Origin of the sequence: Natrinema sp. HArc-T2 (assembly GCF_041821085.1) — an archaeon.
Lineage (GTDB): Archaea > Halobacteriota > Halobacteria > Halobacteriales > Natrialbaceae > Natrinema.
On record NZ_JBGUAZ010000004.1, the window covers coordinates 250,282 to 274,631 of the forward strand.

The window sequence follows — 24,350 nt, forward strand, 5'->3', positions numbered from 1 at the left end:
GCGGTAAATGTGGGCTGCTCAGTCCTGATGGCGAACCCGAACCATCCCTTCCGACGTGACGCCAACGATCAGCGGTGTCGACACCTGCCGGCCCGTAACCGCGTTGCCGGCGGCGTCGCTGACGACTTTCATCAGATCTGGGGCGGTGTAATCGACCTTGACGCCGGCCTCGTCGCAGGCGTCGTAGACCAGCTCGGGCACGTCGTAGAGGTCGGTTCCGGCGGGAACGCGAACTCGGACCGGCGCGCGAAGCGCCTCCGCGAACGCGACCGTCTCGCGGGCTTTCGCGACGTTCTCGCGGGCGCTTGACTCGATCGAAGAGACGTTCGCTCGCGAGGTACCAAGCGCATCGGCGATATCAGCCTGCGAGACGTCGCGTTCGCGTAACGCGAGCACCTGTGCCTGTCGATAGGTCAGCACGCTGGTCTCGGGATCGAAGCCGATCTCCGCTAGGAGTTCCTCGATATCGTCGATCACGGCGACCCGCCTCCGCCGACGCTGCAGGCTCGCGTGGCCATAGTAGCCTCTAGCCGTCGGCGGCATCAAAGCTTCCACGGTCCCGGCATCGGACGACCGCGATGGCGACACAGAAGTCGGACCAGCGTGTCGAGAACGAAACCGATCGTCGTCAGTCGGCGGAGTGGCTGGACACGGACTGGTCGTGTTCGGTCGGCGTCCCGGTCAGCGACTGGCGTGCGCGCCGGACCAGCGAGCGGCCAAATCGGACGACGTTCCCAGGACCGTCGTGCGGGCTGGGCGAACGATAGGAGACGATCAGCGACCACATCGTCGCGACGCCGAGCGACCCCAGCGCGGAAAACGACATCCCCATCGTCGCGTACGTTCCCGCGTAGATCGCCCCGATCGTCATCGACGGCACGCTCGAGCCAAGCGGCACGTTCGCCGTCGCATCACGCACTGTCGGGGCGAGAAAGGCGATCGAAAGGACGCTGCCAGCCAGGAAGACGAGATCTTGCCACATCATACCCACCACTAACTCGGTAGTGAGTAAATACTTCTCGGTATCAAACGGGGTCGACACACCGATCGAGAGTCACGGGGACCCGGAGACACGACGTGGGCTGCGCTCGGGACACCGACACTGGCACATACGGTCTGTTGTACCGATGTACCGGCGCAACCGCAGCTCGGGTCGCAGGTGCACCGAAACTGACTGACAGTAGTCCGATCAGTACTCGAGTTCCCAGCGCTCCTCGTCGAGATCGGCGAGCGTCTCAGCGACACCGTCTGCCAGCCGATACTCGGTTCCCTCTCGAACGACGGTTCCGTCGCGTTCTAGGTGTTCCAGGTGGGCATAGGATTCGCCGGGCCCGTGGAGGATGTGAATGTCCTCGAGCTCTCCGAATAGGTCGGCGCTGACGGTCCAGGTATCACAGGGACCGAGCCGATTCAGCGCGTCGAGCACCCGCCAGGAGCGTTCTTCGTGGTGATCGATGATGTACTGGGCACGAGCGGTGGGGTCGTCGATCGGCGCGCGGTGGCCCGGCCACGCGCGGTCGTAGTCGGCGTCGACGATTCCCTGTAGCGCACGGAGGTACGTCTCGAGCGGGCGCTCGACACGGATGTCCGCACCGCCAACATTGGGTGTGTAGACCGGCAACAGCGCGTCCCCGGAGAAGACGTGCCGTTTGCCATCGATCGTCGCCTCGAACATACAAAGCCCAGCCGCGTGGCCGGAGGTGTGGACGACCTCGAGATCGATTTCGTTGACGGTGAACGTCTCACCGTCCTCGAAGGACGTTACGGTCGGCGTTTCGACGGTCGTCTCGTCGTCGGTCATCCGGTCGACGAGCACCGCCTGCTTGTCCTCGGGCATCCCCCACTCGTCGAAGTAGCGCTGCTGACGGTCGTACATTGCGTTCCAGGCGTCTGTATCGTCTGCGACCAGGGCCGCATCGGCGGCGTGGACGTACACGTCAGCACCGCTTTCGGCCTGAATCTCGCCGGCTAGCCCGCAGTGGTCGTGGTGCCAGTGGGTCAGAAGGATTCGGTCGATATCCGCCAGTCCGAGACCGTGTTCGGAAAGTGCCGCCTCGAGTTGCCGGCGAGTCGTCGCCATCCAGTCGCCGGTATCGATCAACGTCACTTCCGAGCCATCGGCGAACAGATACGCGTTGTTATCACCTTCGAACGCAGCATTCGCCAGCGAGAGCCGTTGCATGAACCACATATATCACGCTCATTGAGAAAACGTTGTCTGAAGCGGCACGGGAGAACCGGGCCCGTAGTCACAGGCCGACTGCTGTCACGTGGTCCCGACACACCTATCGCGAGTCGCGGACCCGCCGGCACCCACTGGCAGGCGCCCGCATCAAACTGACTGTTGCAAACAGTCGGCTTCTCGCGCGCAAAGAACTATTTTTCTGACGCCAAGCACGGCGGTCGAGACGAAAACAACCGTCAACGTGCAGTCGATCGGATCGGGGACGACTGCAATCAAAATATCGACGCCGTCGGTTGTCTCGGCGGCTGTATCGTGTTCTCGGGCCTGTCCGGGCTCGCCACGGCCCGCGTCGACTGTCCACTCGAGACGCTAGGAGCCCCAGAAGTTCTCGCGGCTACCGAGTCGCTCACGATCGGGCGAGCGACCGTCATCGGGTTCGTCATCGATGTCGTCTGCCGTTGCGGATTCGTCGTCCTCACCGTCGCCGTCCTCGTCGGCCTCGTCGGCCTCCATGGGAAGGAGCTCGAGTTCCTCCGCCCGCGCGTGATTGCTGTGGACTCGCGTAATCTCGACGCGAGCGCGCGCTTCCGGCAGGACACCATCGACCATCACGATGAACCCGTCCTCGGTTCGACCGACACCGGCACCGCTTTCGTGCATGTCGACGACGTCGATGACGACCTCCTCGCCTGCCTTGACTGGCTGGGTTTTGAGATCCTCGATCGGCTGGTTGTAGTGATTACACCACTCCTTGCCACCCCGGTCGCCGTAGTGCTGGCACCCCATCCCCGAGATCCGTTCGGAGAACTCCGGGCAGTCGTCAGCGAGTGGACAGTCTGCCATGCACAGTACTACTAGCGGCGGTGTTAAACCGTTTCCGTCTTCGAGATGGCGAACACCACTGAAAGAAACGCTGGTAGCAAGCAACAGAAATATTGAAAGCAGATCTAACCTAGCTCGAATAATTATTAAAATATGGTAGCTGAACAGGGGGTGAATTACTTCCGATTTCGAAAAGGTTTACGGGGTGGGCGTTGCAGTATCCCATGATGAAAATTCTCGTTACGGTCAAAGAGGTGGCGACCGTCGAAGACGAGTTCGAAATCGAGGGAACCGAAATCGCAGGCCAGTACCTCGGTGCCGACTTGAACGAATGGGACGACTACGCGATCGAAGAGGCCGTCCAGCTCCAGGAAGACGGGATCGCCGACGAGGTCGTCGCGGTCACCATCGGCCCGGAAGACTGTGAACAGACCATCCGCCAGGCGCTCGCGAAGGGGGCCGACCGCGCCGTCCGCGTCTGGGACGACGCCCTCGAAGACGTCGACCTGCTCGACGTCAACGCCAAGACGGAGATCCTCAGCGCCGTTATCGAGGCCGAAGAGCCCGATCTCGTGCTCTCGGGTGTGCAAGCCGGCGACGACAGCTTCGGCGCGACCGGCGTCTCGGTCGCCGAAGAGATCGGCTTCCAGTGGGGTGCCGTCGTCAACCACTTAGAACACGATCTCGAGGACGGCGTCGCGTCGGTCCGCCGCGAACTCGAGGGTGGCGTCGAGGAGCTGACCGACATCGAACTGCCCGCCGTGTTGACGATCCAGACGGGGATTAACGAGCCCCGCTATGCAAGCCTGCGTGGCATTCGCCAGGCCCAGCGCAAGGAACTCAACGTCCAGACGCTCGATGATATCGGCGTCGACGAGAGCACGATCGAAACCGAACTCGAGCTGACGGAGATGTACGAGCCCGAAAGCGAAAGTGACGCGACCGTCTGGGAAGGCAGCGCCGACGAGACGGCTGGAGAGCTCGGTGAGCTGCTTCGCGACAAGGGGGTGGCACAATGACGGACGTCCTCGCAGTCGCGGACCACCGCCGCGGTGACCTCCGCGACGTCAGCTACGAGATCATCACCGCCGGTCGCGAACTCGCCGACGAAACCGGTGGCGACCTCCATCTGGCTGTCATCAGCGGCACCGTCGACGACTTCGCCGACAAGCTCAACCGCGAGGGCGTCGACGCCATCCACACCGTCGACCACGGCGAAGAGTTCAACCACGACGTCTACGCGCAGGCGGTCACGCAGCTCTACGACGAGCTCGCACCCCAGTTCATCGTGACACCCAACAGCGTCAACGGGCTCGATTACGCGCCCGCCGTCGCGAACGAACTCGACCTGCCGATCGTCACCGACACCGTCGACCTCGAGGCCGACGGCGAGACCCTGATTGCTACTCGCGAGATGTACGGCGGCAAGGTCGAGACGACCACCCAACTCGAGGGTGACGCCGTCGTCACGATCCGCGGTGCCGAGTGGCCCGCTGCCGAAGGCACCGGCGACGCCGCGATCGAGGCCTTCGACGCCGACATCGACGAGGACGCGATCGGCTCGACCGTCACCGGCTTCGAGGAAGTCGGCGGTGGCGACGTCGATATCAGCGAGGCCGAGTTGCTGGTCTCGGTCGGTCGCGGGATCGAAGAAGAGGAGAACCTCGAGATGATCCGCGACCTGGCCGACGCTTTGGACGCGACGCTGTCGTCCTCGCGCCCGATCGTCGACAACGGCTGGCTGCCCAAGAACCGTCAGGTCGGCCAGTCCGGGAAGGTCGTCACGCCCGACGTTTACATCGCGATCGGTATCTCCGGGGCGGTCCAGCACGTCGCCGGCATGAAAGGCTCCGATACGATCGTCGCGATCAACACCGACCCCAACGCGCCGATCATGGACATCGCCGACTACGCCATCGTCGACGACCTCTTCGATGTCGTCCCCGAACTCATCGACGAGTTCCAGTAACCACACCGCGAACGAGCATCGCGAGTGAGCGGCTTTTTGGTCCAGATTTTTTCGCGAGTGGTCGCGAACCCGTGAGCGACCCGAGCGAAAAAAGGTGGTCGCACGTCGTCCCCGAACTCATCGACGAGTTCCAGTAACCACACCGCGAACGACGTGAGCGAGCGGCTTTCCTCGTGAACGCAGTGAACGAGGGCTCGGCAGAGCTGCGCCCTTCCGGTGTTTTTGGTCGATATCTTTCGTAGGAGTCTCTAATCGTGCAAAAATTTCGTTTCGGATCCGTCAGCTACTTTTCTACCCACTCCTAAGCGCGGTTGATGGAACTGCTGGAGCGCCGACGGGCACTGATCGAAAAGCGCCTCGTCGAGGTGGTCGAAGGGGTCGAGCCCGAGACGCTCTCCAACGAAGTTCGCCATATCGCGCTCTCCGGGGGGAAGCGTGTCCGACCGATGGTGACGCTGTTGGCCTGCGAAACGGTGGGTGGACGGGCAGAGGACGCCGTCGAGTTCGGCGTCGGAATCGAACTCGTCCATACGGCGTCGCTCGTTATCGACGACATCATCGATCGCTCCGAACTCCGACGCGGGACGACCAGCGCCTGGGCTGAATTCGGTCACGGCCCGGCGATCATCACCAGCGACGGCTTACTGGGCGAGGCGTTCGCGCTCTTTTCGCCCGATCCGGACGCGACCCGCGTCGTCGCCGACGCGATGGTCGAACTCGGTGTCGGCGAGGCGACCGAACTGGCAGCCCAGCCAGCCAACGAAGACGAGTACATGACACTCGCTCGCCGGAAGACCGGCGCGCTGTTCCGGGCTGCTGCCGAACTGGGAGCCATCGCCGCCGACTCCGATCCCGTCACGGTCGATGCGCTGGGCGAATACGCAGAACGGGTCGGCGTTGCCTTCCAGATCAGAGACGACGTGTTAGACGCCGTCGCCGATCCCGAAGCGCTCGGCAAACCGACCGGTCACGACGCTGCTCTCGAGCGACCGTCGGTCGTTCAAGTGACCGATCTCACGCCGGACGAGGCCAACGCCGCTGCCCGGCGGGAAGCCGACCGCGCGATCGACGCCCTGGATCGCGTTGAGGTCGCTGATTCCGACGCCCGACAGTATCTCCTCGAGCTCGCGGAGTTCGTCGTTCAGCGCGAACGGTAACGCAACTCGTCAGACCCGATCGGCCTGTCGCGTTCCCTCCTCACGCCCCGCGTCGGACAGTCGTGATTCCGCGACGGCAAACGTAAGCGTACTTGCGATTCCGAGTACCGTCCCTGCCGTCAGCGCTGCCGCCAGATAAGCGATCTCGACCTTGCCGAGGAAGAACGCGCTCACCGCGTGGAGGACGACCGCGATCGAGAGTACGTAAAAGGGCGCATTGAGATAGCGCCACTCGAGCGAGCCAGCGATGTACTCGTCGGTAATCTGGCCGAGACTGGTCGTCAGTCCGGCAGCGGCAAACCAGTGAATCGAGCCGTAGACGAGCGCGGCGAGCATGACGGGAGCCTCGAGGTCGCCACCGGTCGATGTCCGGACGGCCTCGAGGCTGTCGTGTCCGCTGACGCCTCCGAGAACGAACAGAGCGGCGGCGACGACGTACGCAAACAGGGTCGTCCGACCGGCATACAGCGATCGGCGAGCGCGTTCGACCGCTGTGTCGAGTCGATCGCCGAGGCCGAGCCCGCGCGAGATGAGATACAGGCCGAGCAGCGTCGACGTCGTTCCCAACACGAGCCCGGGGAGGTTCAGGACGGCTCCGACCAGTGCGAGCGGGTAGATCAACAGGAGAATGCCAAGCGGGATGAGGACTGTCCCGCGCGTCTCGGGGTCGTCTAACACCTGTTTGATCGTGTAGTACATCGACTCTAAGTTCTGAGCCTGCCGAACGACGACCCGGCGAACGCCGTCGATGGGCACCCGCGAGCGGATGATCGGGATGACGGATTCGTCCTGTGCGCCGTCGGTGATCACGAGTGCGGTGACGTCTTCGCCGGTCGAGAGGCTCGCGAGGACGGTGTCGACCTCGTCGCCGACCTCGCGGTTGGCGCTGACGTCGCCCTGATCGTTACCGGTGACGACGGCGACCTCGACGCTCTCGTCGCGCTCGGCGAGATCGTCGTAGATGTGCAACCCCTGGAAGATAACGTTGACGTCCGAGTCCTCCGGATCCGCGGTCGCGAGGGCGACGGCTGCCTCCTCGACCGGGTCGCGACCGATGACCGGCGTCGAGAAGCCGGTCTTGCGGCCGAGATCGTCGTCGAGGTCGACACAGAGGACCAGCAGCATCGGGTTGTGGTTGCACGCCGCGCTATTTCCGTCTTCTGGGACAGCCTATCTCATCACGCGTCCGACGAGTATCGGATCGTCTCGAGACGGTCGAATGCACCGTTCGAGCGATCCGTCCCACGGGACGGATCAACGAAGCACAGCGACGCCGTAATCCGCACCCCTTTTGAGGCTCGGACGGCTACGGTTGTTCGAATGATCTCGAAGGGCTGTGAGCAGTGCGCGAAAGGTGGGAAGATGGTGCTGTTCGTCTACGGCTACTGCGACCAGCGCGACTGCTTTTACTGCCCGCTCGGCGAGAATCGCAAGAACGTCACCGACGTCTACGCCAACGAGCGACTCGTCGAAGACGACGAGGACGTCCTCACCGAAGCCCACCGGATGGACGCGCTCGGCACGTCGATCACCGGCGGCGAACCTCAGGAGGCACTGGGACGGACCTGTCACTACCTCGAGTTGCTCAAAGACGAGTTCGGCGAGGACCACCATACTCACCTCTACACCGGAATTACGGGTGGTCGCGAGAACATGCGACGGCTCTCCGAAGCGGGCTTGGACGAGATTCGCTTCCACCCACCACTCGAGCAGTGGGGTAACCTCCACGGTTCCGAGTGGGAGGAGATCCTCTATATCGCCCGCGAAGAAGGCCTCACGCCCGCCTTCGAGATTCCCGGCATCCGCGCCGAAGAGGAGTTCCTCGAGTTCTTAGATGAAGGCGCAGCGGAGTTCTGTAACGTCAACGAGTTCGAGATGAGCGACGGGAACTACCGTCGGATGCAGGAACAGGGGTTCGAACTCAAAGAAGACCACATGAGCGCCGTCGACGGCTCCCGCGAGGACATCCTCGAGGCCATGGGCGACCACGAACGAGTCTACTTCTGTACCTCCGTGTTCAAGGACGCGGCCCAGCACCGCCGCCGCCTGAAGCGCATGGCCCGCAACGTCCGCCGCGAATTCGACGACGTCACCGACGACGGTACCCTCGTCTACGGGAAGACCTACGCCGACCCCGAACGACTCGAGGCCCTCGGTGTCCCCGAGGAATTCTACACCGTCAAGACGAACCACGTCGAAGTCGCCTGGTGGCTCCTCGAAGAGATGATCGAGGAAGGCGATCTCGAAGACGGCGAGATCGTCGAGCAGTATCCGACCTACGATGGCCAGGTCGTCGAGCGGACGCCGTTAGCGTAGGTACCGTGGGCTGTTTTGGTGCAGGTTTTTGCGCGAGGGAGAGTCGAACGAACCCGAGCGGAAAACGATGCACGTGGCAAGTTGTCGAACGGACGCTGCCGGCCTGATCGCGAACAAACAGTGTGAGCGAGCCGTCTTTTGCACTGTATAACGATCGTCCCGCAGCGTACAACACCCAAAAACGGTCGTTCCAGTTCGTTTCCGATCCGTTCGCCGTCGATCGAGTTGTAGCCGTTTATCGAGGCTGTAGTAATGGCGACCGTCTCGGAAGACGTGGCTACGATGCAATTCCGAAACGCCGCAGTAATCGCCGTTGCACTGCTTGTGGCTCTTTCCGGGTGTAGTGCCCTCGGAGGCACTCAAGCCGGTGAGCCGACAAACGAGACCGACACGAAGTCAGTGACTGAGTCGAACGCGAACGGATCCGACGACTCGGATAACACGTCGAGTGATGTCGAACCGACCGAGGAAGACACGAGCACGGATGGTGGTGACGCCACCGCAACTGCAGCGTGGTCTCCACCCGAAGAACCGAACCGACCGATGGAGGATAACCGTGAGGACCGGATCAAGTCCGTCACATTCGTCGACAAAGTGCCCGCGGAAAGCGGTGAGGGATACTCGAACTTCAACCTCGAGGTCGTCGCCAATACCAGTATGGAGAACGTCGATCCGCCGGAACACGGCGACGTGGAGGGCGAGCCGTACTTCTTCGTCAAGATCAACGAAGACGAGCAGAAGATCATCGAGCGCACAGAAGAAGTCCGGATGACGGAAAACGGCACGTTCACAATCGACGTTCGGCCAGCCGGGATCGAAGAATTCGGCGCGGGCTCACTGACCGTCGAAGTCTTCCTGATGGACGAAGACAAAGACTGGGACGACATCTACGCCTCGGTTGGCACGGAGATTCAGTACACTCCGGACACGAGCACTGACAGCTCGAATTCGACCACCACCGATTCGGAGTCGACTGAGAGCTAAGCGTCGGCCCCGGGCGGTGACGGTCCGATCGATCAGTCGAAATTGGTCAGGTCGACGCCCGGCAACGTGATGAGATTCTCCCGCCCGATGCGGAGTTTCTCGATCTCGCCGTCGTCGTCCATCTTCGACAGCAACTGCGAAACCTTGGCGTTCGACCAGCCGGTTTCAGAGACGATAGACGCCTGTTTCATCCGACCGCCGTTTTGTTTGAGCAGGCGGAGGACGCGCTCCTCGTCACTCAACAGTTCGGGATCGATGTCGTGGTGGTCGGATTCTTCGAACTCGAGGCTCGTTCCGTGCCCACGTTCACCATCGCTATCCTCAGCGACAGACTTGCCAGTTGTCGTCGAACCAGACGACGAGTTCACACCGGTTGCGGGCTCGGACCGGTTGGCGGTATCCGTGGCCGGCGTGGCATGGTCGTTGGGATCGCGGTCGCCGAACCCGATCCACTTCAGCGATGGCAGTCGATCGGTCGGTATCTGCGATTCGATCTTGCCGTCACGTTGAGCCAACAGGTAGCCGCCGGTCCCGATGGCAGCGACGATTACGAGGGCGCCCCCGATCAGCCACCCCGACATCGACAGCGGAACGGTCCCGGTCCGAACGAACACGATCTCGAGTTCGTCGGTAGTAAAGTCATAGGGACCGTCCCAGGAGAGTTGCGTCGGTGTCTCGAGGGCATACTTGGACGGCGCTTCGATGACGAGACGCTGCCCCGCAGTCAACCCCATCCACGTTCCGTGTTCCGACTGGAACGCGTCACCGACGTGGATTCGATCACTGTCGACGGTTGCGAAGTTCGTCCAGGTGAACGAATATGAGACCACACCGATCTGGACGTCCTCGTTTGTGGTCGCTACTTCATTGCTGTCGTCACCATCAGTCGACGAATCGATGATGCGTGGTTCGTTCCACTGAACGTCTTCGATCGACATCTCACGACCGGTTTCTTGTTGAGCGATGCGGCGGAAGTGCTCGAACTGTTCGGGGTCGGATTTGATAGGTCGCTCGCCGGCCTCGACCTGATCGGCGTACTCTCGAAAGACAGCAGTCTCGCTCTCATTCGTGAGGAGAAACCGACTTTCGATCGTCCAGCGAACGTCACCGTTATCGCGAACGGTGAGCCGGATTACCTGCTTTGGATCGGCTTCTGCTGTGGGATTACTCGACTGCACTGCAGTGAGAGGTGACACTGACCGATCGACCGATCGTGCGTGGGAGTCACTCGATATCGGGGACGATATTCGCTCCAGCGATGTCGGGGACTGATCGGCGACTGCAGCCGGCTGTTCGGGTGAGGGTAAAGCGGCTGCAGCAGGTAAAGCGACCACCGCTCCCAGGAAAGACGCCGCCAGGAGGGCTGAGAGGGCAACTGTGATGGCGGTGGATACCCGCATTCGTACCAACGGGTGGTTTCCCGGGGGAAAAAACCCTTTCCATCGAAAAATAAAATCTTACCGGCGGAAGTGAAACGTCTCGACGGTGGAGAGCGGTTCTGCTTTCGGTGTCAAGACCGTATTAGCAGCGTTTTATTTATCAGTACCGTGATCAGATAGCAGTGCGACCAGTTTTTGTATCAGGGGTGTTTACGGCTGGACGATGAACCGCGCGATCACGCCCCTCCTCGCACTGCTGCTCGTCTCATCCCTGACTGTCGTCCCTGGGATGGCGACACCTGGAGTCTCAGCAGGCGCGCCCGCATCGATGTCGGTTCAAAATCAGGTCGCCACGGCCGACTCGACCAACAGCGAGCTGCTAACGGTGTCGAACACGACGAATCGTCTCTCGCTCGAGGAAGAGTCGAGAAGCGAGTACGCCGAATACGGCCCCGACCTTGGCGTAGCACTCGCAAGTACAGACGACGAGCTTCGGATCGATCACGCCCAGTATGCGACTATCGATCGGCAGTTTGACGATGCGACCGCGGAGGAACGACGTGCGTTACTCCAAACCGCATACGATCAGTTGAAAAACCGCTCGGACACTCTCAGGACGCGTGAAGAGCAGGCTGTAAGAGCACATGCTGCCGGAGAGATCTCGAGCACACAGCTCTTGCAGACACTGCTTCGAAACCAGCAGGAAGCAGCCGCCCTCTCCGAAGCGTTCGGTGAACTCGAAGAGCGTTCGGATCGCGTTCCTGGTAGTTCACTGTCGGTCGAAGACCAGCAGGATCAACTCGAGCTGTACCGCACTACGATTCGGTCGCGATTGAAGTCGGCTGCATACGGTGAGAACGACAGCAAGGACTATCTTGCTATTGAAACGTCGGAGAATGGGTACGTCATCGCTTCTCTCGGCGAGAGCTACATCCGGGAAGCAGTCCGGTTTGACAATCGAGACACGTCGCGACCGACCCAATTCGACGACATCTTGGATGCGTACGAGCACAGCCGCCAGCTGTATCCCTGGGCATACGAAACGGTTCAGTCACCGTCGTTCAACGAATACACCACGGTACAACTGTACCGGATCGACAACAACCACGATCAGGGCCATCTCATGGCGTATCTCGACGGCGGAACGGGTGATATTTATCGAGAGATGCAGGTTCTCGATTACAAGTCGCTACCCGAAAGCGAAAACGGCAACACTGCGGTCACGAGCGGACTCGAGCTGTCGATCAGGGAAACAAAAGCGAACGGGCTAGCTACCGTAACGGTAACCGACGAAGAGACAGGAGAGCCCCAATCGGCAACGATCACGATCGACGGGTTCACGGTTGGAACGACAGCCGACGACGGCAGTCTCTGGTACGTGCCGCCCGGAGACGAGTACGAACTGCAGGCAGAAACGGAAGCCGGGACGACCGCTACCGTCACCCTCTCGAGTTCCTAATCGAAGGGGAAACACAAGCCCAGAAATCGACTGCTATTACTCGATGGTCGGCTGAACGATCGCCGATGTGTGGCCGAGTCTTTATATCACAACACGCGGCCAAGAGGTGTTGTGACCGAGGAGACGGACTTCGCTACGGCTACCGACACGCGTGCCACGAGCCCGATCGTCGGGGTACTCATGGTGATTGCACTCACCGTCTGCCTGGCAGCTGTCATCGCAGTCAGCGTCGGGGCGTGGTCACTCGAGCCGGCCAGTCCAACCACGACATTCGAACTGTCAGCCGATGGGAACAACTCTGCAATCGTGATCACGCACGTCACGGGAGATCCCATCGATGTCGAGACGCTGTCAGTCACGATCGCGATCAACGGCACGACGCTGGCTGCACAACCACCGGTTCCGTTTGTCGGTGCGAGTGGGTTCGACGGGACGCCTGAGGGCCCGTTCAACGCGAAAAGCGACACGACGTGGACGGCAGGAGAGCGTGCCGGCGTGTCGATCGCCGGGACGAACAGTCCAACGCTTGCAGCGGGCGACTCGGTCAGCGTCACGCTCGCCGTCGACGGGCGAGAAGTGGCTACCCTCGAGGCGACGGCAAGCTGAGTCCTGATCGGTTATTTCGGCGCGCGACCGATCGTCGTGATCGCGACGTCGGGGTCGTACGACGGGCCCATGAAGGCGTGTTTGACCTCCTCGAAGCCGGCGGTCTTGAACATCTGATCGGCCTCGTATTCGTCGTAAAAGAGCATGATCGAGTCGGCCAGCAGTTGGCTGACGACGTTATCGGGATAGTTCGGCCCGACGACGAGGACCTGTCCGCCGGGTTTGAGGACGCGGCGGAACTCCCGAAGCGCGAGGATCGGATTCGGCCAGTACTCGATCGAACCCGATGACCAGACGACGTCGAACGTATCCGTCGCGAACGGCAGTCGTTCGGCGTCACCCCGATGGAAGTGAACCGGCGGTGCGCGTTTGCCGAACTTCTCGTAGGCCTGTTCGAGCTGGTGTTCACTCTGGTCGAGCGCATAAACCTCGTCGACGTGCTCGAGCAAGCCTTCGGTCGCGAAGCCGGTCCCACAGCCGACGTCGAGGACGGTCATCTCCTCCTCGATATCGAGCAGGGAGAGCGCATCGTTGCGCATCTCCTCGGTCCAGATGAAGGGGTTCACCTGATCGTAGACCCGCGAGAGGTACTTATAAAACAGTCGGGCACGGGCCTTGTTCTCGAGAAGTCCCATTAGTGATTGATTTCGATCCGATCGACATATGTCTGCTGTTCCCGGCGCTATGAGATGCAACTAACACGAAATTACTGGCTGTTCGAGATGGACACACACTGAGTCACTTTCGCAACTACCATATACACGCTCTGGCAAACGTCTGATTGCTTAGAGTATGCCGAGGCCAGAGGTTCTCGAACGAATTAAGTCGGTCGAAGACGAGGCCGACGAGATCGTCGCATTGGCAGAAAACGACCGCGACGAGCGAATAGCCGAGGCCCGGAAACGTGCCGAGGAAATTCGCACAGAAGCGGAACAGGAGGCGCAGGAGGTAAAAGAGCGCCGTCTGGAGGAAGCTCGCGAAGAGATCGATGCGGAATGCGAGCAGGTCCTCGAAGAAGGAGAACAGGAGCGCGAGGCACTCGCCGAGCGCGCCCGTGACCGGGTCGACGAAGTGACCGACCACGTCGTCGAACTGTTCCAGGAGGACGTCCATGCTCAGACCTGAACGGATGAGCAAGGTCTCGGTGACCGGTTCCCGGGGCGTTATGCCCACGGTCATCGAGACGATCCACGGACTGAACCTGGTACATCTCTCGGACTACGACGGCTCGTGGGAGGGCTTCGACAACGGCAATCCCATCGCCGGCGCCGATCAGGCATCCGAGAAGTTGGTGACCGTCCGCGCCCTCCAGAGCACCCTGGAGCTGTCGACCGACGAGGCCGAACCGGGGAGCATCGACGAGGAGTGGGAAGCGCGACTCGAGGAGATCCGCACGCGGGTCAACGAACTCGACGATCGCCGCGGAGAAATCACCAACGAGCTGCGACAGATCGACGAGAAGATCAACCGCGTCGCGCCCTTTGCGGAACTGGGCATCGACCTCGACCTGCTGTCGGGGTACGAGACGGTCGACGTGGTCGTCGTCGAAGGTGACGTCGACGCGATCGAGGACGCCGTCGCCGCGACCGACGAGATTCGGGCCTTCGAGACGTTCACCGGTGGCGATGTCGTGGCGATCGTCGCCGCACCTACCGAGGACACCGACGAGGCGCCGATCGACGACGCACTGGTCGGTGTCGACGTCACCCGACACGAGGTGCCCGAGACCGAGCAGAGTCCCGACGCGTACGTCGCAGAGCTCGAGGACGAAAAGCAATCCCTCGAGTCCCGACGTGACGAGATCGACGCGGAACTCGAGGAGATCAAACAGGCGGAAGCCGACTTCCTCCTGCGCGTCGAAGAGCGGCTGACGATCGAGGTCCAGCAGGCGGAAGCGCCGCTGCAGTTCGCGACGACCGATCGCGCGTTCATCGCGGAGGGCTGGATCCCGACCGACGACTACGACCGACTCGTCGCTACGTTGAACGACGCAGTCGGCGACAGCGTCGAGATCGAAGAACTCGAGCGGGCCGATTACGACCGCCACGGCGCACACGCCCACACTGAAGACGTACAGGAGGGCGCGCCGTCGGCAGCCGACGAAGAGGACGAATCGCCCGCCGAAGCGGACGACCAACAGCAGAAAGCGGTTACCGACGGTGGCTCGACGGTCACGATGGGCGACGAGCCGCCGACGATCCAGAACAATCCGGGTCCAGCGAAGCCGTTCGAACTGCTCGTGCAGGCAGTCAACCGGCCGAAATACAGCGAACTGGATCCGACGGTCTTCCTGTTCCTGACGTTCCCGGCGTTCTTCGGGTTCATGATCGGTGACGCCGGCTACGGCATCATCTACATGGCCCTCGGAGGCTACATGGCAACGCAGGTCGACAGCGAAGCGATATCCAGTCTCGGCGGCGTCGCCGTCTGGGCTGGTCTGTTCACGACCATCTTCGGGTTCATCTACGGCGAGATCTTCGGACTGCACATCCTCGGAGAGGTCGTCTGGCACGACATGCTGAACGTCGAGCTGCTCCCGCTGAACAAGGGACTTGAGCCGGCAGCGGCCGACTTCGCGCTTGGCTGGATGGTCATTAGCGTGCTGGCCGGGATTCTCCACCTCAACATTGGATACATCCTGGACTTCTACGAGAACCTCAGCCACGGCTTCAAAGACGCCCTCTTCCACAGTGGATCCTGGATCCTGATGCTCAACGGCATCTGGGTCTGGATCTTCTCGACGCAGGGCGAGAGTGCGAAGCCGAACTTCCTGTTCACGACGTTCGCAAGCGACGGGCCGTTCCCGATCGGCTTCACCGGGTTCCCGGAGTGGGGACTCGTCACGATCCCAGGACTCGATTTCCTGTTGACGGCCCCGCTGCTGGCCTTCTTGATCGGGCTCGTGATGCTGATCGTCAGCGAACCCGTCGAGGCCGTCGAAGCGCTCGACGTCGTCGTGAACGTCTTCTCGTACACCCGGATGGGCGCAGTGTTGCTCGCGAAGGCCGGTATGGCGTTCGTGGTCAACCTGCTGTTCTTCGGCGCCTACGAGGACCCCAACGGGGAGTTCCACTTCCTTCGAACGCACGAGCCGAGCTACGTCGCCGAACACTACGGCGAGGGTGCCGAGGTCGTCTTCAACGGCCTCATGCACTCGGGCACTGCTGCCCTACTCGGCGGACTTGTGATTCTCGTACTCGGACACGTGGTCGTGCTAGCACTTGGCGTGACAAGCGCCGGCTTACAGGCCGTTCGTCTCGAGTACGTCGAATTCTTTAACAAGTTTTATGAAGGCGGTGGGGAGAACTACGAACCGTTCGGAACCGATCGAAACCACACTGAGGACTACTAACAATGAGTGAAATTGAACTCGCGGACGTTGTACTGCAGGCAGGACAGGCGGCTGGACCAACTCTCGAAAACGCTGGCGCGGCGGCGATCGCCGTCGGCCTCGCGGCGCTCGCAGCGGGCTATGCCGAGCGTGGTATCGGCGCAGCTGCAGTCGGCGCCATCGCTGAAGACGACGACATGTTCGTTCCAGGCCTGATCATGACCGTCCTCCCAGAGACGCTCGTGATCCTGGCCCTGGTCGTCGTCTTCATCGTGTAAAAGCAACCCCCCTTCTTCACCAATGAGTTTGGACACAGTCGTCAAAGACATTCGAGACGAGGCCAACGCGCGTGCGGAGGACATCCGCGCGGAGGGCGAAACGCGCGCCGAGGAGATCGAATCGGCCGCCGAGTCCGACGCCGAGGATATCCTCGCCGACGCGGAAGCTGCGGTCGACCGCGAAATCGACCAACTCCGCGAACAGCGTCTCTCCAGTGCGAAGCTGGAGGCGAAACAGAAGCGTCTGGAGGCCCGCCGTGACGTCCTCGGAGAGGTCCGGGAAGCAGTCGAGGCCGAACTCGCCGCCCTCGAGGGCGACACTCGCGAGGAACTGACCCGCGAGCTGCTCGAGGCCGCAAGCGACGAGTTCGACGCAGGTGACGACGTCAGCGTCTATGGTCGCAGCGACGACCAGGCACTGCTCGAGTCGATCGTCGACGAGTACGACGGCTACGAGTACGCCGGAGACGTCGACTGTCTCGGCGGCGTCGTCGTCGAGAGCGAGCAGTCCCGCGTCCGGGTCAACAACACGTTCGACTCGGTTCTCGAGGACGTGTGGGAGGACAACCTCCAGGAGATCAGCAACCGACTCTTCGAGCAATGAGCGCAGGAGCCTCGAATCCGGAATACGTGAACGCTCGCGTTCGGTCGCGCCGAGCCTCGCTGTTCTCGGACGAAGACTATCGCAAGCTGATCCGGATGGGGCCGAGCGAGATCGCGCGGTTCATGGAGGAGACCGAGTACGAACGCGAGATCAACGAGCTCGGAACGCGCTTTTCGGGTGTCGACCTGATCGAGTACGCGCTCAACCGCAATCTCGCAAAGCACTTCGACGATCTGATCGACTGGTCGCAGGGGCGACTCTACGACCTCATCGCTCGGTACCTCCGGAAGTTCGACGTCTGGAACCTGAAGACGATCTTCCGCGGGATCTACACCGACAGTGATCCCGAGGACATCCGGACGGATCTCATCCGTGCCGGCGAACTCGAAGACCGGACTGTCGATCGCCTCCTCGAGGCCGACACGATCGAGGACGCAATCGAAGTGCTCTACGGCACGATGTACTACGAGGCGCTGACCGAGGCCTTCGAGGAATACGAAGAGACCGGCGCGCTCGTCCCCCTCGAGAACGCCCTAGATCGAGAGTTCTACGAGAACTTGCTCGCAGACGTCTCCCGTGGCCCGGGTGACGAGCCACAGGAAGGCCCGATAGCGAACTACATCGAGTTCCTACAGGCCGAGATCGACTTCCGGAACGCCCGGAACGCGTTGCGCCTCGCCCGCAGCGGGGCCGACCTCGATCCCGCAGCCTACTACATCGACGGCGGCGTCCTGTTCGACGAGTCCGACCTCAATCGGCTCGTCGGCGACTACGACGCGCTCGTCGATCACATCGCCGAGAACCGCCACTACGGCGACCGCCTCTCGGAGGCGCTCGATCAGTTGCGCGGTGCTGACAGCCTTATCCAGTTCGAGCACGCACTAGACGCTGCGTTGCTCGAGTACTCGGATACGCTCTCGAGCATCTACCCGACCTCGATTTCGGCCGTGTTGTCGTACATCCTCGCGAAAGAGCGCGAGGTCGAGAACATCCGTGCCATCGCACGGGGCCGTGAGGTCGGACTCGACGAAAACAAGATCGAAGAGGAACTGGTGGTGCTATGAGCCAGGTAATCGCAGTCGTCGGCAGCCCGGAGTTTACGACCGGCTTCCGCCTCGCGGGGGTCAGCCGGTTCGAGAACGTGCCAGACGACGAGAAAGACGAACAGCTAGACGACGCCGCGACAGCCGCTCTCGAAGACGAGGGCGTCGGGATCGTCGTCATGCACGACGACGACCTCGAGCACCTGTCGCGTAACGTTCGCCAGGAGGTCGAGACGAGCGTCGAGCCAGTCGTCGTCACGATCGGGAGCGGCACCGGTGGCGGCGGCCTGCGCGAGCAGATCAAACGCGCGATCGGTATCGACCTGATGGAAGAGGACGAAGACAGCTAAACTATGAGCCAGGCAGAAGACATCGAATCCGTCGACGAAGACGGTGTAATCGAAAGCGTGAGCGGTCCCGTCGTGACCGCCACGGACCTCGACGCCCGGATGAACGACGTCGTCTACGTCGGCGACGAAGGACTGATGGGCGAGGTCATCGAGATCGAAGGGAACCTGACCACGATTCAGGTCTACGAGGAAACCTCCGGCGTCGGCCCGGGCGAACCCGTCCAGAACACGGGCGAGCCCCTTTCCGTCGACCTCGGACCCGGCATGCTGGACTCCATCTACGACGGCGTCCAGCGGCCACTCGACGTCCTCGAGGAGAAGATGGGGACCGCGTTCCTCGACCGTGGGGTCGACGCCCCCGGAATCGACCTTGAGAAGAAGTGGGACTTCAACCCCGAAGTCGAGGAAGGCGACACGGTCGAACCCGGCGACGTCGTCGGGATCGTCGAAGAGACCGTTACCATCGACCACAAGGTCATGGTGCCACCGGACTACGAGGGCGGCGAGGTCACGTCGATCGAGGCCGGCGAGTTCACGGTCGAGGAGACCGTCGTCGAACTCGACAGCGGCGAAGAGATCCAGATGCACCAGGAGTGGCCGGTCCGTGAAGCCCGGCCCGCCGGTGAAAAAGAGACGCCGACCGAGCCCCTCGTGACCGGGCAGCGCATTCAGGACGGCCTATTCCCGCTCGCGAAGGGTGGGACGGCGGCGATTCCCGGGCCCTTCGGCTCCGGGAAGACCGTCACCCAGCAGCAACTCGCCAAGTGGTCCGACGCGGACATCGTCGTCTACATCGGCTGTGGCGAGCGTGGCAACGAGATGACCGAGGTCATCGAGGACTTCCCGGAACTGCCGGACCCGCAGACCGGGAACCCGCTGATGGCTCGGACCTGTCTCATCGCCAATACGTCGAATATGCCCGTCGCAGCCCGTGAGTCCTGTATCTACACTGGGATCACGATCGCAGAGTACTACCGTGACATGGGCTACGACGTCGCGCTGATGGCCGACTCCACCTCGCGGTGGGCAGAGGCCATGCGGGAGATCTCGAGCCGACTCGAGGAGATGCCCGGCGAAGAGGGCTACCCCGCATATCTGGCGGCTGCACTTTCCGAGTTCTACGAGCGCGCCGGCAAGTTCCAGCTGATCAACGGCGGCGAAGGCTCGATTTCGGTCGTCGGTGCGGTCTCCCCGCCCGGCGGCGACTTCTCCGAGCCAGTTACCCAGAACACCCTGCGTATCGTCAAGACGTTCTGGGCGCTTGACGCCGACCTCGCAGAGCGTCGGCACTTCCCGGCGATTAACTGGAACGAGTCCTACTCGCTGTACAAGGACCAGCTCGACCCGTGGTGGGAATCGAACGTCGAGAGCGACTGGCCCGAGGTTCGCCAGTGGGCCGTCGACGTGTTAGACGAGGAGGACGAACTTCAAGAGATCGTCCAGCTCGTCGGTAAGGACGCGCTGCCGGAAGACCAGCAGCTGACCCTCGAGGTCGCACGCTACCTGCGTGAGGCGTGGCTCCAGCAGAACGCGCTCCACGACGTCGACACTTACTGCGAACCCGAGAAGACCTACCGGATGCTCCAGGCGATCAACACGTTCAGCGACGAGGCCTTCGAGGCGCTCGAGGCTGGCGTCCCGGTCGAGGAGATCCAGGACGTCGACGCTGCGCCGCGGCTCAACCGGATGGGCACGGCCGAAGAGTGGAACGAGTTCATCGACGAGATCGAGAACGACCTCCAAGAACAACTCCGCGCACTGTACTAACAATGAAAGAGTACCAGACAATCACGGAAATCAGCGGTCCGCTGGTGTTCGCCGAGGTCGACGAGCCGGTCGGGTACGACGAAATCGTCGAAATCGAGACCCCACAGGGCGACACCCTTCGCGGACAGGTACTGGAATCGAGCGAGGGTATCGTCTCGATCCAGGTGTTCGAAGGCACGGGCGGGATCGACCGCAACGCCTCCGTTCGCTTCCTGGGCGAGACGATGAAGATGCCCGTCACCGAGGATCTGCTCGGGCGGGTGTTAGACGGCTCCGGGAACCCGATCGACGGCGGCCCGGAGATCGTCCCCGACAAGCGACAGGACATCGTCGGCGAAGCGATCAACCCCTTCTCCCGGGAGTACCCCGAGGAGTTCATCCAGACCGGTGTGTCGGCCATCGACGGCATGAACACGCTGGTCCGTGGCCAGAAGCTGCCGATCTTCTCCGGCTCGGGGCTGCCCCACAACGAACTCGCACTCCAGATCGCCCGACAGGCGACCGTGCCAGAAGAGGAAGAAGGCGAGGACGGCGACGGCTCCGAATTCGCAGTCATCTTCGGTGCGATGGGGATCACCGCCGAAGAGGCAAACGAGTTCATGGACGACTTCGAGCGCACCGGTGCGCTCGAGCGCTCCGTCGTCTTCATGAACCTCGCGGACGACCCGGCAGTCGAGCGCCAGGTCACGCCGCGACTCGCCTTGACGACAGCCGAGTACCTGGCCTTCGAGAAGGACTACCACGTGCTGGTCATCCTGACGGACATGACCAACTACTGTGAGGCACTGCGAGAGATCGGTGCCGCACGTGAGGAGGTTCCGGGTCGACGTGGCTACCCCGGCTACATGTACACCGACCTGGCACAGCTCTACGAGCGTGCCGGTCGAATCGAGGGCAAGGAAGGATCGGTCACGCAGATCCCGATCCTGACGATGCCCGGCGACGACGACACGCACCCGATTCCGGACCTGACTGGCTACATTACCGAAGGCCAGATCATGATGGACCGGGACCTGAACAGCCAGGGGATCGAACCGCCGGTCAACGTCCTGCCAAGCCTCTCGCGGCTGATGGACGACGGGATCGGCGAGGGCCTCACGCGCGAGGATCACGGCGACGTCTCCGACCAGATGTACGCCGCGTACGCGGAAGGTGAGGACCTGCGCGACCTCGTGAACATTGTCGGTCGCGAGGCGCTGTCCGAGCGTGACAACAAGTTCCTCGACTTCGCCGACCGCTTCGAGGAAGAGTTCGTCCAGCAGGGGTACGACACCAACCGCTCGATCGACGAAACGCTCGAGCTCGGCTGGGATCTGCTCTCGGACCTGCCGAAGACGGAACTCAACCGGATCGACGAGGAGCTCATCGACGAGCACTACCGCGAAGACGAGACGGCCGAAGCCGTCCAGGCCGACTAAGCGACCGCTCGCTTCGTTTCCTTCTTTCAGGCGTCGTCGCCAAGTCACGTCTCTCGTCTACAGATCGCATCTCACAACAGCGCCAGTAGTGGCTGGCTCCCCACCGGGTGGTGACAGTTATTATCAGTAATGTGTCTAATCGAAACTATCGTATGTGCCGCCGACAATCCGTGGTACGCATGCACAAACCACTGCTTGTCCCGGAGTTCCTAGACCGGGCACGAACGCACTACGGTGACGACGAAGCAGTCGTCGCCACCACGGGGGAGCGGTTTACGTACAACGAACTCGGCGAGCGCGCCGATCGGTTCTCTGCAGCGCTTCAGGAACGAGGCATCGAGAAAGGCGACCGCGTCGCGGTACTGGACCCGAACACCCACTATCACCTCGAGGCGGCCTACGGGATCATGCAAACGGGGGCGATCCACACGCCGCTGAACTATCGGCTGACACCGGATGACTTCGCATATATCCTGTCGGATGCGGGCGTCGACGCGATCTACGCCGATTACGACTACGCCGACAGGATCGAGGAAATCCGCGACGAGGTGCCGACGGAGACGTTCATCACGAACGATGTCGACGCGGTCGAGGGCGGAGAGTGGGAAAGCTTCGACGACGTACTCGACGAGGCGGGCACCGACTACGATCGACCCGAGATGGCCGAAGACGAGATAATCACGATCAACTACACCTCGGGGACGACGGGTGATCCAAAGGGCGTCTGTCGCACCCATCGCTGTGAGACGATTCACGCGTACCTGACGGTTGGCCATCAAAGCCTGACCGACGACGACATCTATCTGTGGACGCTGCCGATGTTCCACGCGAACGGGTGGGGGCACATCTTCGCGGTGACAGGGATCGGCGCGAAGCACGTCTGTACGCGCGGGATCGACGCCGGGGAGATCTTCGAGACCGTCCGCTCGGAGGACGTCTCCTACATGTGTGGTGCGCCGACGGTGCTGAACATGCTCATCGACTACTACGAACAGAACGAGCCCGAGACGACCGGCGGCGCAGACGTGCGGCTCGCAACCGCCGGCAGCGCACCGCCGGAGGCGACCATCCGGACCGTCGAAGACGAGTTCGGCTGGTACCTGAAACACGTCTACGGCGCGACCGAGACCGGACCGCTGATCACCACCTCCGACGCTCGTCGGCACTTCGACGACGACAGTGACGACCGGTTCCGGATCAAGAAACGGCAAGGACTGGCCTATCTCGGTACCGAAATCCGGGTCGTCGACGAGGACGGCAACGACGTCCCCCGCGACGACGAGACGATCGGCGAGGTCGTCGTCCGCGGCAACCAGATCATGGAGAAATACTGGGGCAAGCCCGAGGCGACTGAGGAGGCCTTCAGCGACCGGATCGAGGGGTACTACCACATGGGCGATCTCGCCACCATCGACGAGAACGGCATGCTCTCGATCCAGGACCGCAAGAAAGACATCATCATCTCCGGTGGCGAGAACATCTCGAGTATCGAACTCGAGGACACGCTGTTCGACCACCCCGAAGTGTCTGACGTGGCGGTGATCCCGGCACCCAGCGACGAGTGGGGGGAAACGCCGAAGGCGTTCGTCGTTCCCGCAAGCGGCGATCCGAACGAGCCAGGCGTGACCGAAGCGGAACTCGAGGACTTCACCCGGGAGAACCTCGCGGGCTACAAGACCATCCACCGGGTCGAGTTCGTCAAGCAACTGCCGACGACGGCGACGGGCAAAGTCCAGAAGTACGAACTCCGGCAGGAAGAGTGGGAGGACGAAGAACGGATGGTTGGACAGGGGTAACGCGGTCGTCTCGGTTCGACTCCCACCGCCGTCGGGGCCAGCCGACCGACATCGATCACCACACGATCCCGTACACGGGCGCGAGCACGCGCGGAAACTGTAAACAGTTATCCGACTGGGACTGCTATCCCCCCACAAGATGGCCAACGATGTCAAGCCCACCCGCAAGAACTTGATGGCGATCGAGGATCGCATCGAGCTCTCCGAGCGGGGACACGGCACGCTCGAGAAGAAACGCGACGGGCTCATCATGGAGTTCATGGACATTCTGGACAAAGCCCAGGACGTCCGCGGCGACCTCGCCGACGACTACGAGGCAGCCCAGCAAAAGATCAACATGGCTCGTGCGATGGAGGGTGACGTCGCCGTCCGCGGTGCCGCAGCGGCACTGCAGGAACACCCCGAGATCACGACCGAGTCCAAAAACATCATGGGCGTCGTCGTCCCACAGATCGAGTCCTCTCGGGTTTCGAAGAGTCTCGATCAGCGTGGCTACGGGATCATGGGCACCTCTGCCCGCATCGACGAGGCCGCCGAGGCCTACGAAGATCTCTTAGAGAGCATTATTCTCGCCGCCGAGGTCGAGACGGCGATGAAGAAAATGCTCCGGGAGATCGAAACCACCAAGCGCCGCGTCAACGCCCTCGAGTTCAAGCTCCTGCCGGAACTCTACGAGAATCAGGAGTACATCGAACAGAAGCTCGAAGAGCAAGAGCGCGAGGAGACGTTCCGCCTGAAGAAGATCAAGGAGAAAAAGGAGCAAGAAGAGAAGGAGGCCCGCGAGGAAGAAGCCGAGGAAGCCGAGGCGGAGACGGACGAGACGGCAGACGAACTCGAGGACGTCCAGCCGGATACCGCCGCGCAATCCCCAGCAGCCAACCAGTAA

Annotated in this window: 24 protein-coding genes; 17 read left to right on the forward strand and 7 right to left on the reverse strand. The window is 61.9% G+C overall.

Going from position 1 to position 24,350, the window contains the following annotated elements; translation table 11 throughout:
• Window positions 1-18 precede the first annotated feature (18 nt).
• The 4 genes from ACERI1_RS12020 to ACERI1_RS12035 form a co-directional block, all read right to left on the reverse strand.
• The gene (locus ACERI1_RS12020) at window positions 19-477 is read right to left on the reverse strand and encodes a Tfx family DNA-binding protein (RefSeq protein ID WP_249361438.1); all 459 of its coding nucleotides are present in this window, start codon (window positions 475-477) and stop codon (window positions 19-21) included.
• A gap of 151 nt (window positions 478-628) precedes the next feature.
• Window positions 629-985: a hypothetical protein gene (locus tag ACERI1_RS12025; RefSeq protein WP_373618414.1), complete on the reverse strand. Its 357-nt coding sequence runs from the start codon at window positions 983-985 to the stop codon at window positions 629-631.
• Window positions 986-1,189: 204 nt separating this feature from the next.
• Window positions 1,190-2,182 carry an MBL fold metallo-hydrolase gene (locus tag ACERI1_RS12030; RefSeq protein WP_373618415.1) on the reverse strand — a complete coding sequence of 331 codons (993 nt, stop codon included), beginning with the start codon at window positions 2,180-2,182 and terminating at the stop codon, window positions 1,190-1,192.
• Window positions 2,183-2,554: 372 nt separating this feature from the next.
• Window positions 2,555-3,028, reverse strand: coding sequence for a TRAM domain-containing protein (locus ACERI1_RS12035; RefSeq protein WP_373618416.1), 474 nt, complete (start codon window positions 3,026-3,028; stop codon window positions 2,555-2,557).
• A 206-nt stretch (window positions 3,029-3,234) separates the two neighbouring features.
• Between ACERI1_RS12035 and ACERI1_RS12040 the strand changes: the two genes are divergently transcribed.
• From ACERI1_RS12040 to ACERI1_RS12050, 3 genes are all read left to right on the forward strand, one after another.
• Window positions 3,235-4,026, forward strand: coding sequence for an electron transfer flavoprotein subunit beta/FixA family protein (locus ACERI1_RS12040; protein ID WP_373618417.1), 792 nt, complete (start codon window positions 3,235-3,237; stop codon window positions 4,024-4,026).
• On the forward strand, window positions 4,023-4,976 hold the full coding sequence (locus ACERI1_RS12045) for an electron transfer flavoprotein subunit alpha/FixB family protein (RefSeq protein ID WP_373618418.1): 954 nt from the start codon (window positions 4,023-4,025) through the stop codon (window positions 4,974-4,976). Before ACERI1_RS12040 ends, ACERI1_RS12045 begins: the two co-directional genes overlap by 4 nt.
• A 314-nt stretch (window positions 4,977-5,290) precedes the next feature.
• On the forward strand, window positions 5,291-6,133 hold the full coding sequence (locus ACERI1_RS12050) for a polyprenyl synthetase family protein (protein WP_373618420.1): 843 nt from the start codon (window positions 5,291-5,293) through the stop codon (window positions 6,131-6,133).
• Between the two features lie 9 nt (window positions 6,134-6,142).
• Here ACERI1_RS12050 and ACERI1_RS12055 read toward each other — a convergent pair whose 3' ends face one another.
• Window positions 6,143-7,258 (reverse strand): DUF373 family protein, encoded by a 1,116-nt coding sequence (locus tag ACERI1_RS12055; RefSeq protein ID WP_373618421.1) that lies wholly within the window; start codon window positions 7,256-7,258, stop codon window positions 6,143-6,145.
• 195 nt (window positions 7,259-7,453) lie between these two features.
• Between ACERI1_RS12055 and ACERI1_RS12060 the strand changes: the two genes are divergently transcribed.
• Window positions 7,454-8,449: a radical SAM protein gene (locus ACERI1_RS12060; RefSeq protein ID WP_373618422.1), complete on the forward strand. Its 996-nt coding sequence runs from the start codon at window positions 7,454-7,456 to the stop codon at window positions 8,447-8,449.
• Window positions 8,450-8,731: 282 nt separating this feature from the next.
• On the forward strand, window positions 8,732-9,433 hold the full coding sequence (locus tag ACERI1_RS12065) for a hypothetical protein (RefSeq protein WP_373618554.1): 702 nt from the start codon (window positions 8,732-8,734) through the stop codon (window positions 9,431-9,433).
• A gap of 32 nt (window positions 9,434-9,465) precedes the next feature.
• On the opposite strand, the gene ACERI1_RS12070 is transcribed toward ACERI1_RS12065, so the two are convergent.
• Window positions 9,466-10,611, reverse strand: coding sequence for a helix-turn-helix transcriptional regulator (locus ACERI1_RS12070; RefSeq protein WP_373618424.1), 1,146 nt, complete (start codon window positions 10,609-10,611; stop codon window positions 9,466-9,468).
• 424 nt (window positions 10,612-11,035) lie between these two features.
• Here ACERI1_RS12070 and ACERI1_RS12075 point away from each other — a divergent pair, with 424 nt between their 5' ends.
• A complete protein-coding gene (locus tag ACERI1_RS12075; RefSeq protein ID WP_373618425.1) occupies window positions 11,036-12,271 on the forward strand; it encodes a hypothetical protein in 1,236 nt (411 codons plus the stop codon).
• A gap of 111 nt (window positions 12,272-12,382) precedes the next feature.
• Window positions 12,383-12,877, forward strand: coding sequence for a type IV pilin N-terminal domain-containing protein (locus ACERI1_RS12080; protein ID WP_373618426.1), 495 nt, complete (start codon window positions 12,383-12,385; stop codon window positions 12,875-12,877).
• A gap of 11 nt (window positions 12,878-12,888) precedes the next feature.
• On the opposite strand, the gene ACERI1_RS12085 is transcribed toward ACERI1_RS12080, so the two are convergent.
• Window positions 12,889-13,512, reverse strand: coding sequence for a methyltransferase domain-containing protein (locus tag ACERI1_RS12085; RefSeq protein WP_373618427.1), 624 nt, complete (start codon window positions 13,510-13,512; stop codon window positions 12,889-12,891).
• A 157-nt stretch (window positions 13,513-13,669) separates the two neighbouring features.
• Here ACERI1_RS12085 and ahaH point away from each other — a divergent pair, with 157 nt between their 5' ends.
• From ahaH to ACERI1_RS12135, 10 genes are all read left to right on the forward strand, one after another.
• Window positions 13,670-14,002, forward strand: coding sequence for an ATP synthase archaeal subunit H (gene ahaH, locus ACERI1_RS12090; RefSeq protein ID WP_373618428.1), 333 nt, complete (start codon window positions 13,670-13,672; stop codon window positions 14,000-14,002).
• Window positions 13,989-16,229 (forward strand): V-type ATP synthase subunit I, encoded by a 2,241-nt coding sequence (locus tag ACERI1_RS12095; protein WP_373618429.1) that lies wholly within the window; start codon window positions 13,989-13,991, stop codon window positions 16,227-16,229. The genes ahaH and ACERI1_RS12095 overlap by 14 nt, the downstream gene beginning before the upstream one ends.
• A 2-nt stretch (window positions 16,230-16,231) precedes the next feature.
• Window positions 16,232-16,486, forward strand: a complete 255-nt coding sequence (locus ACERI1_RS12100) for a hypothetical protein (RefSeq protein WP_373618430.1) — start codon at window positions 16,232-16,234, stop codon at window positions 16,484-16,486.
• A gap of 22 nt (window positions 16,487-16,508) precedes the next feature.
• A complete protein-coding gene (locus ACERI1_RS12105; protein ID WP_373618431.1) occupies window positions 16,509-17,090 on the forward strand; it encodes a V-type ATP synthase subunit E in 582 nt (193 codons plus the stop codon).
• On the forward strand, window positions 17,087-18,154 hold the full coding sequence (locus ACERI1_RS12110) for a V-type ATP synthase subunit C (RefSeq protein ID WP_373618432.1): 1,068 nt from the start codon (window positions 17,087-17,089) through the stop codon (window positions 18,152-18,154). The genes ACERI1_RS12105 and ACERI1_RS12110 overlap by 4 nt, the downstream gene beginning before the upstream one ends.
• On the forward strand, window positions 18,151-18,483 hold the full coding sequence (locus ACERI1_RS12115; RefSeq protein ID WP_373618433.1) for a V-type ATP synthase subunit F: 333 nt from the start codon (window positions 18,151-18,153) through the stop codon (window positions 18,481-18,483). Before ACERI1_RS12110 ends, ACERI1_RS12115 begins: the two co-directional genes overlap by 4 nt.
• Window positions 18,484-18,486: 3 nt before the next feature.
• Window positions 18,487-20,250 carry an ATP synthase subunit A gene (locus ACERI1_RS12120; RefSeq protein ID WP_373618434.1) on the forward strand — a complete coding sequence of 588 codons (1,764 nt, stop codon included), beginning with the start codon at window positions 18,487-18,489 and terminating at the stop codon, window positions 20,248-20,250.
• 2 nt (window positions 20,251-20,252) lie between these two features.
• The gene (locus tag ACERI1_RS12125; protein ID WP_373618435.1) at window positions 20,253-21,668 is read left to right on the forward strand and encodes an ATP synthase subunit B; all 1,416 of its coding nucleotides are present in this window, start codon (window positions 20,253-20,255) and stop codon (window positions 21,666-21,668) included.
• A 179-nt stretch (window positions 21,669-21,847) separates the two neighbouring features.
• Window positions 21,848-23,464 (forward strand): long-chain-fatty-acid--CoA ligase, encoded by a 1,617-nt coding sequence (locus ACERI1_RS12130; RefSeq protein WP_373618436.1) that lies wholly within the window; start codon window positions 21,848-21,850, stop codon window positions 23,462-23,464.
• Window positions 23,465-23,603: 139 nt separating this feature from the next.
• Window positions 23,604-24,350: a V-type ATP synthase subunit D gene (locus ACERI1_RS12135; RefSeq protein WP_373618437.1), complete on the forward strand. Its 747-nt coding sequence runs from the start codon at window positions 23,604-23,606 to the stop codon at window positions 24,348-24,350.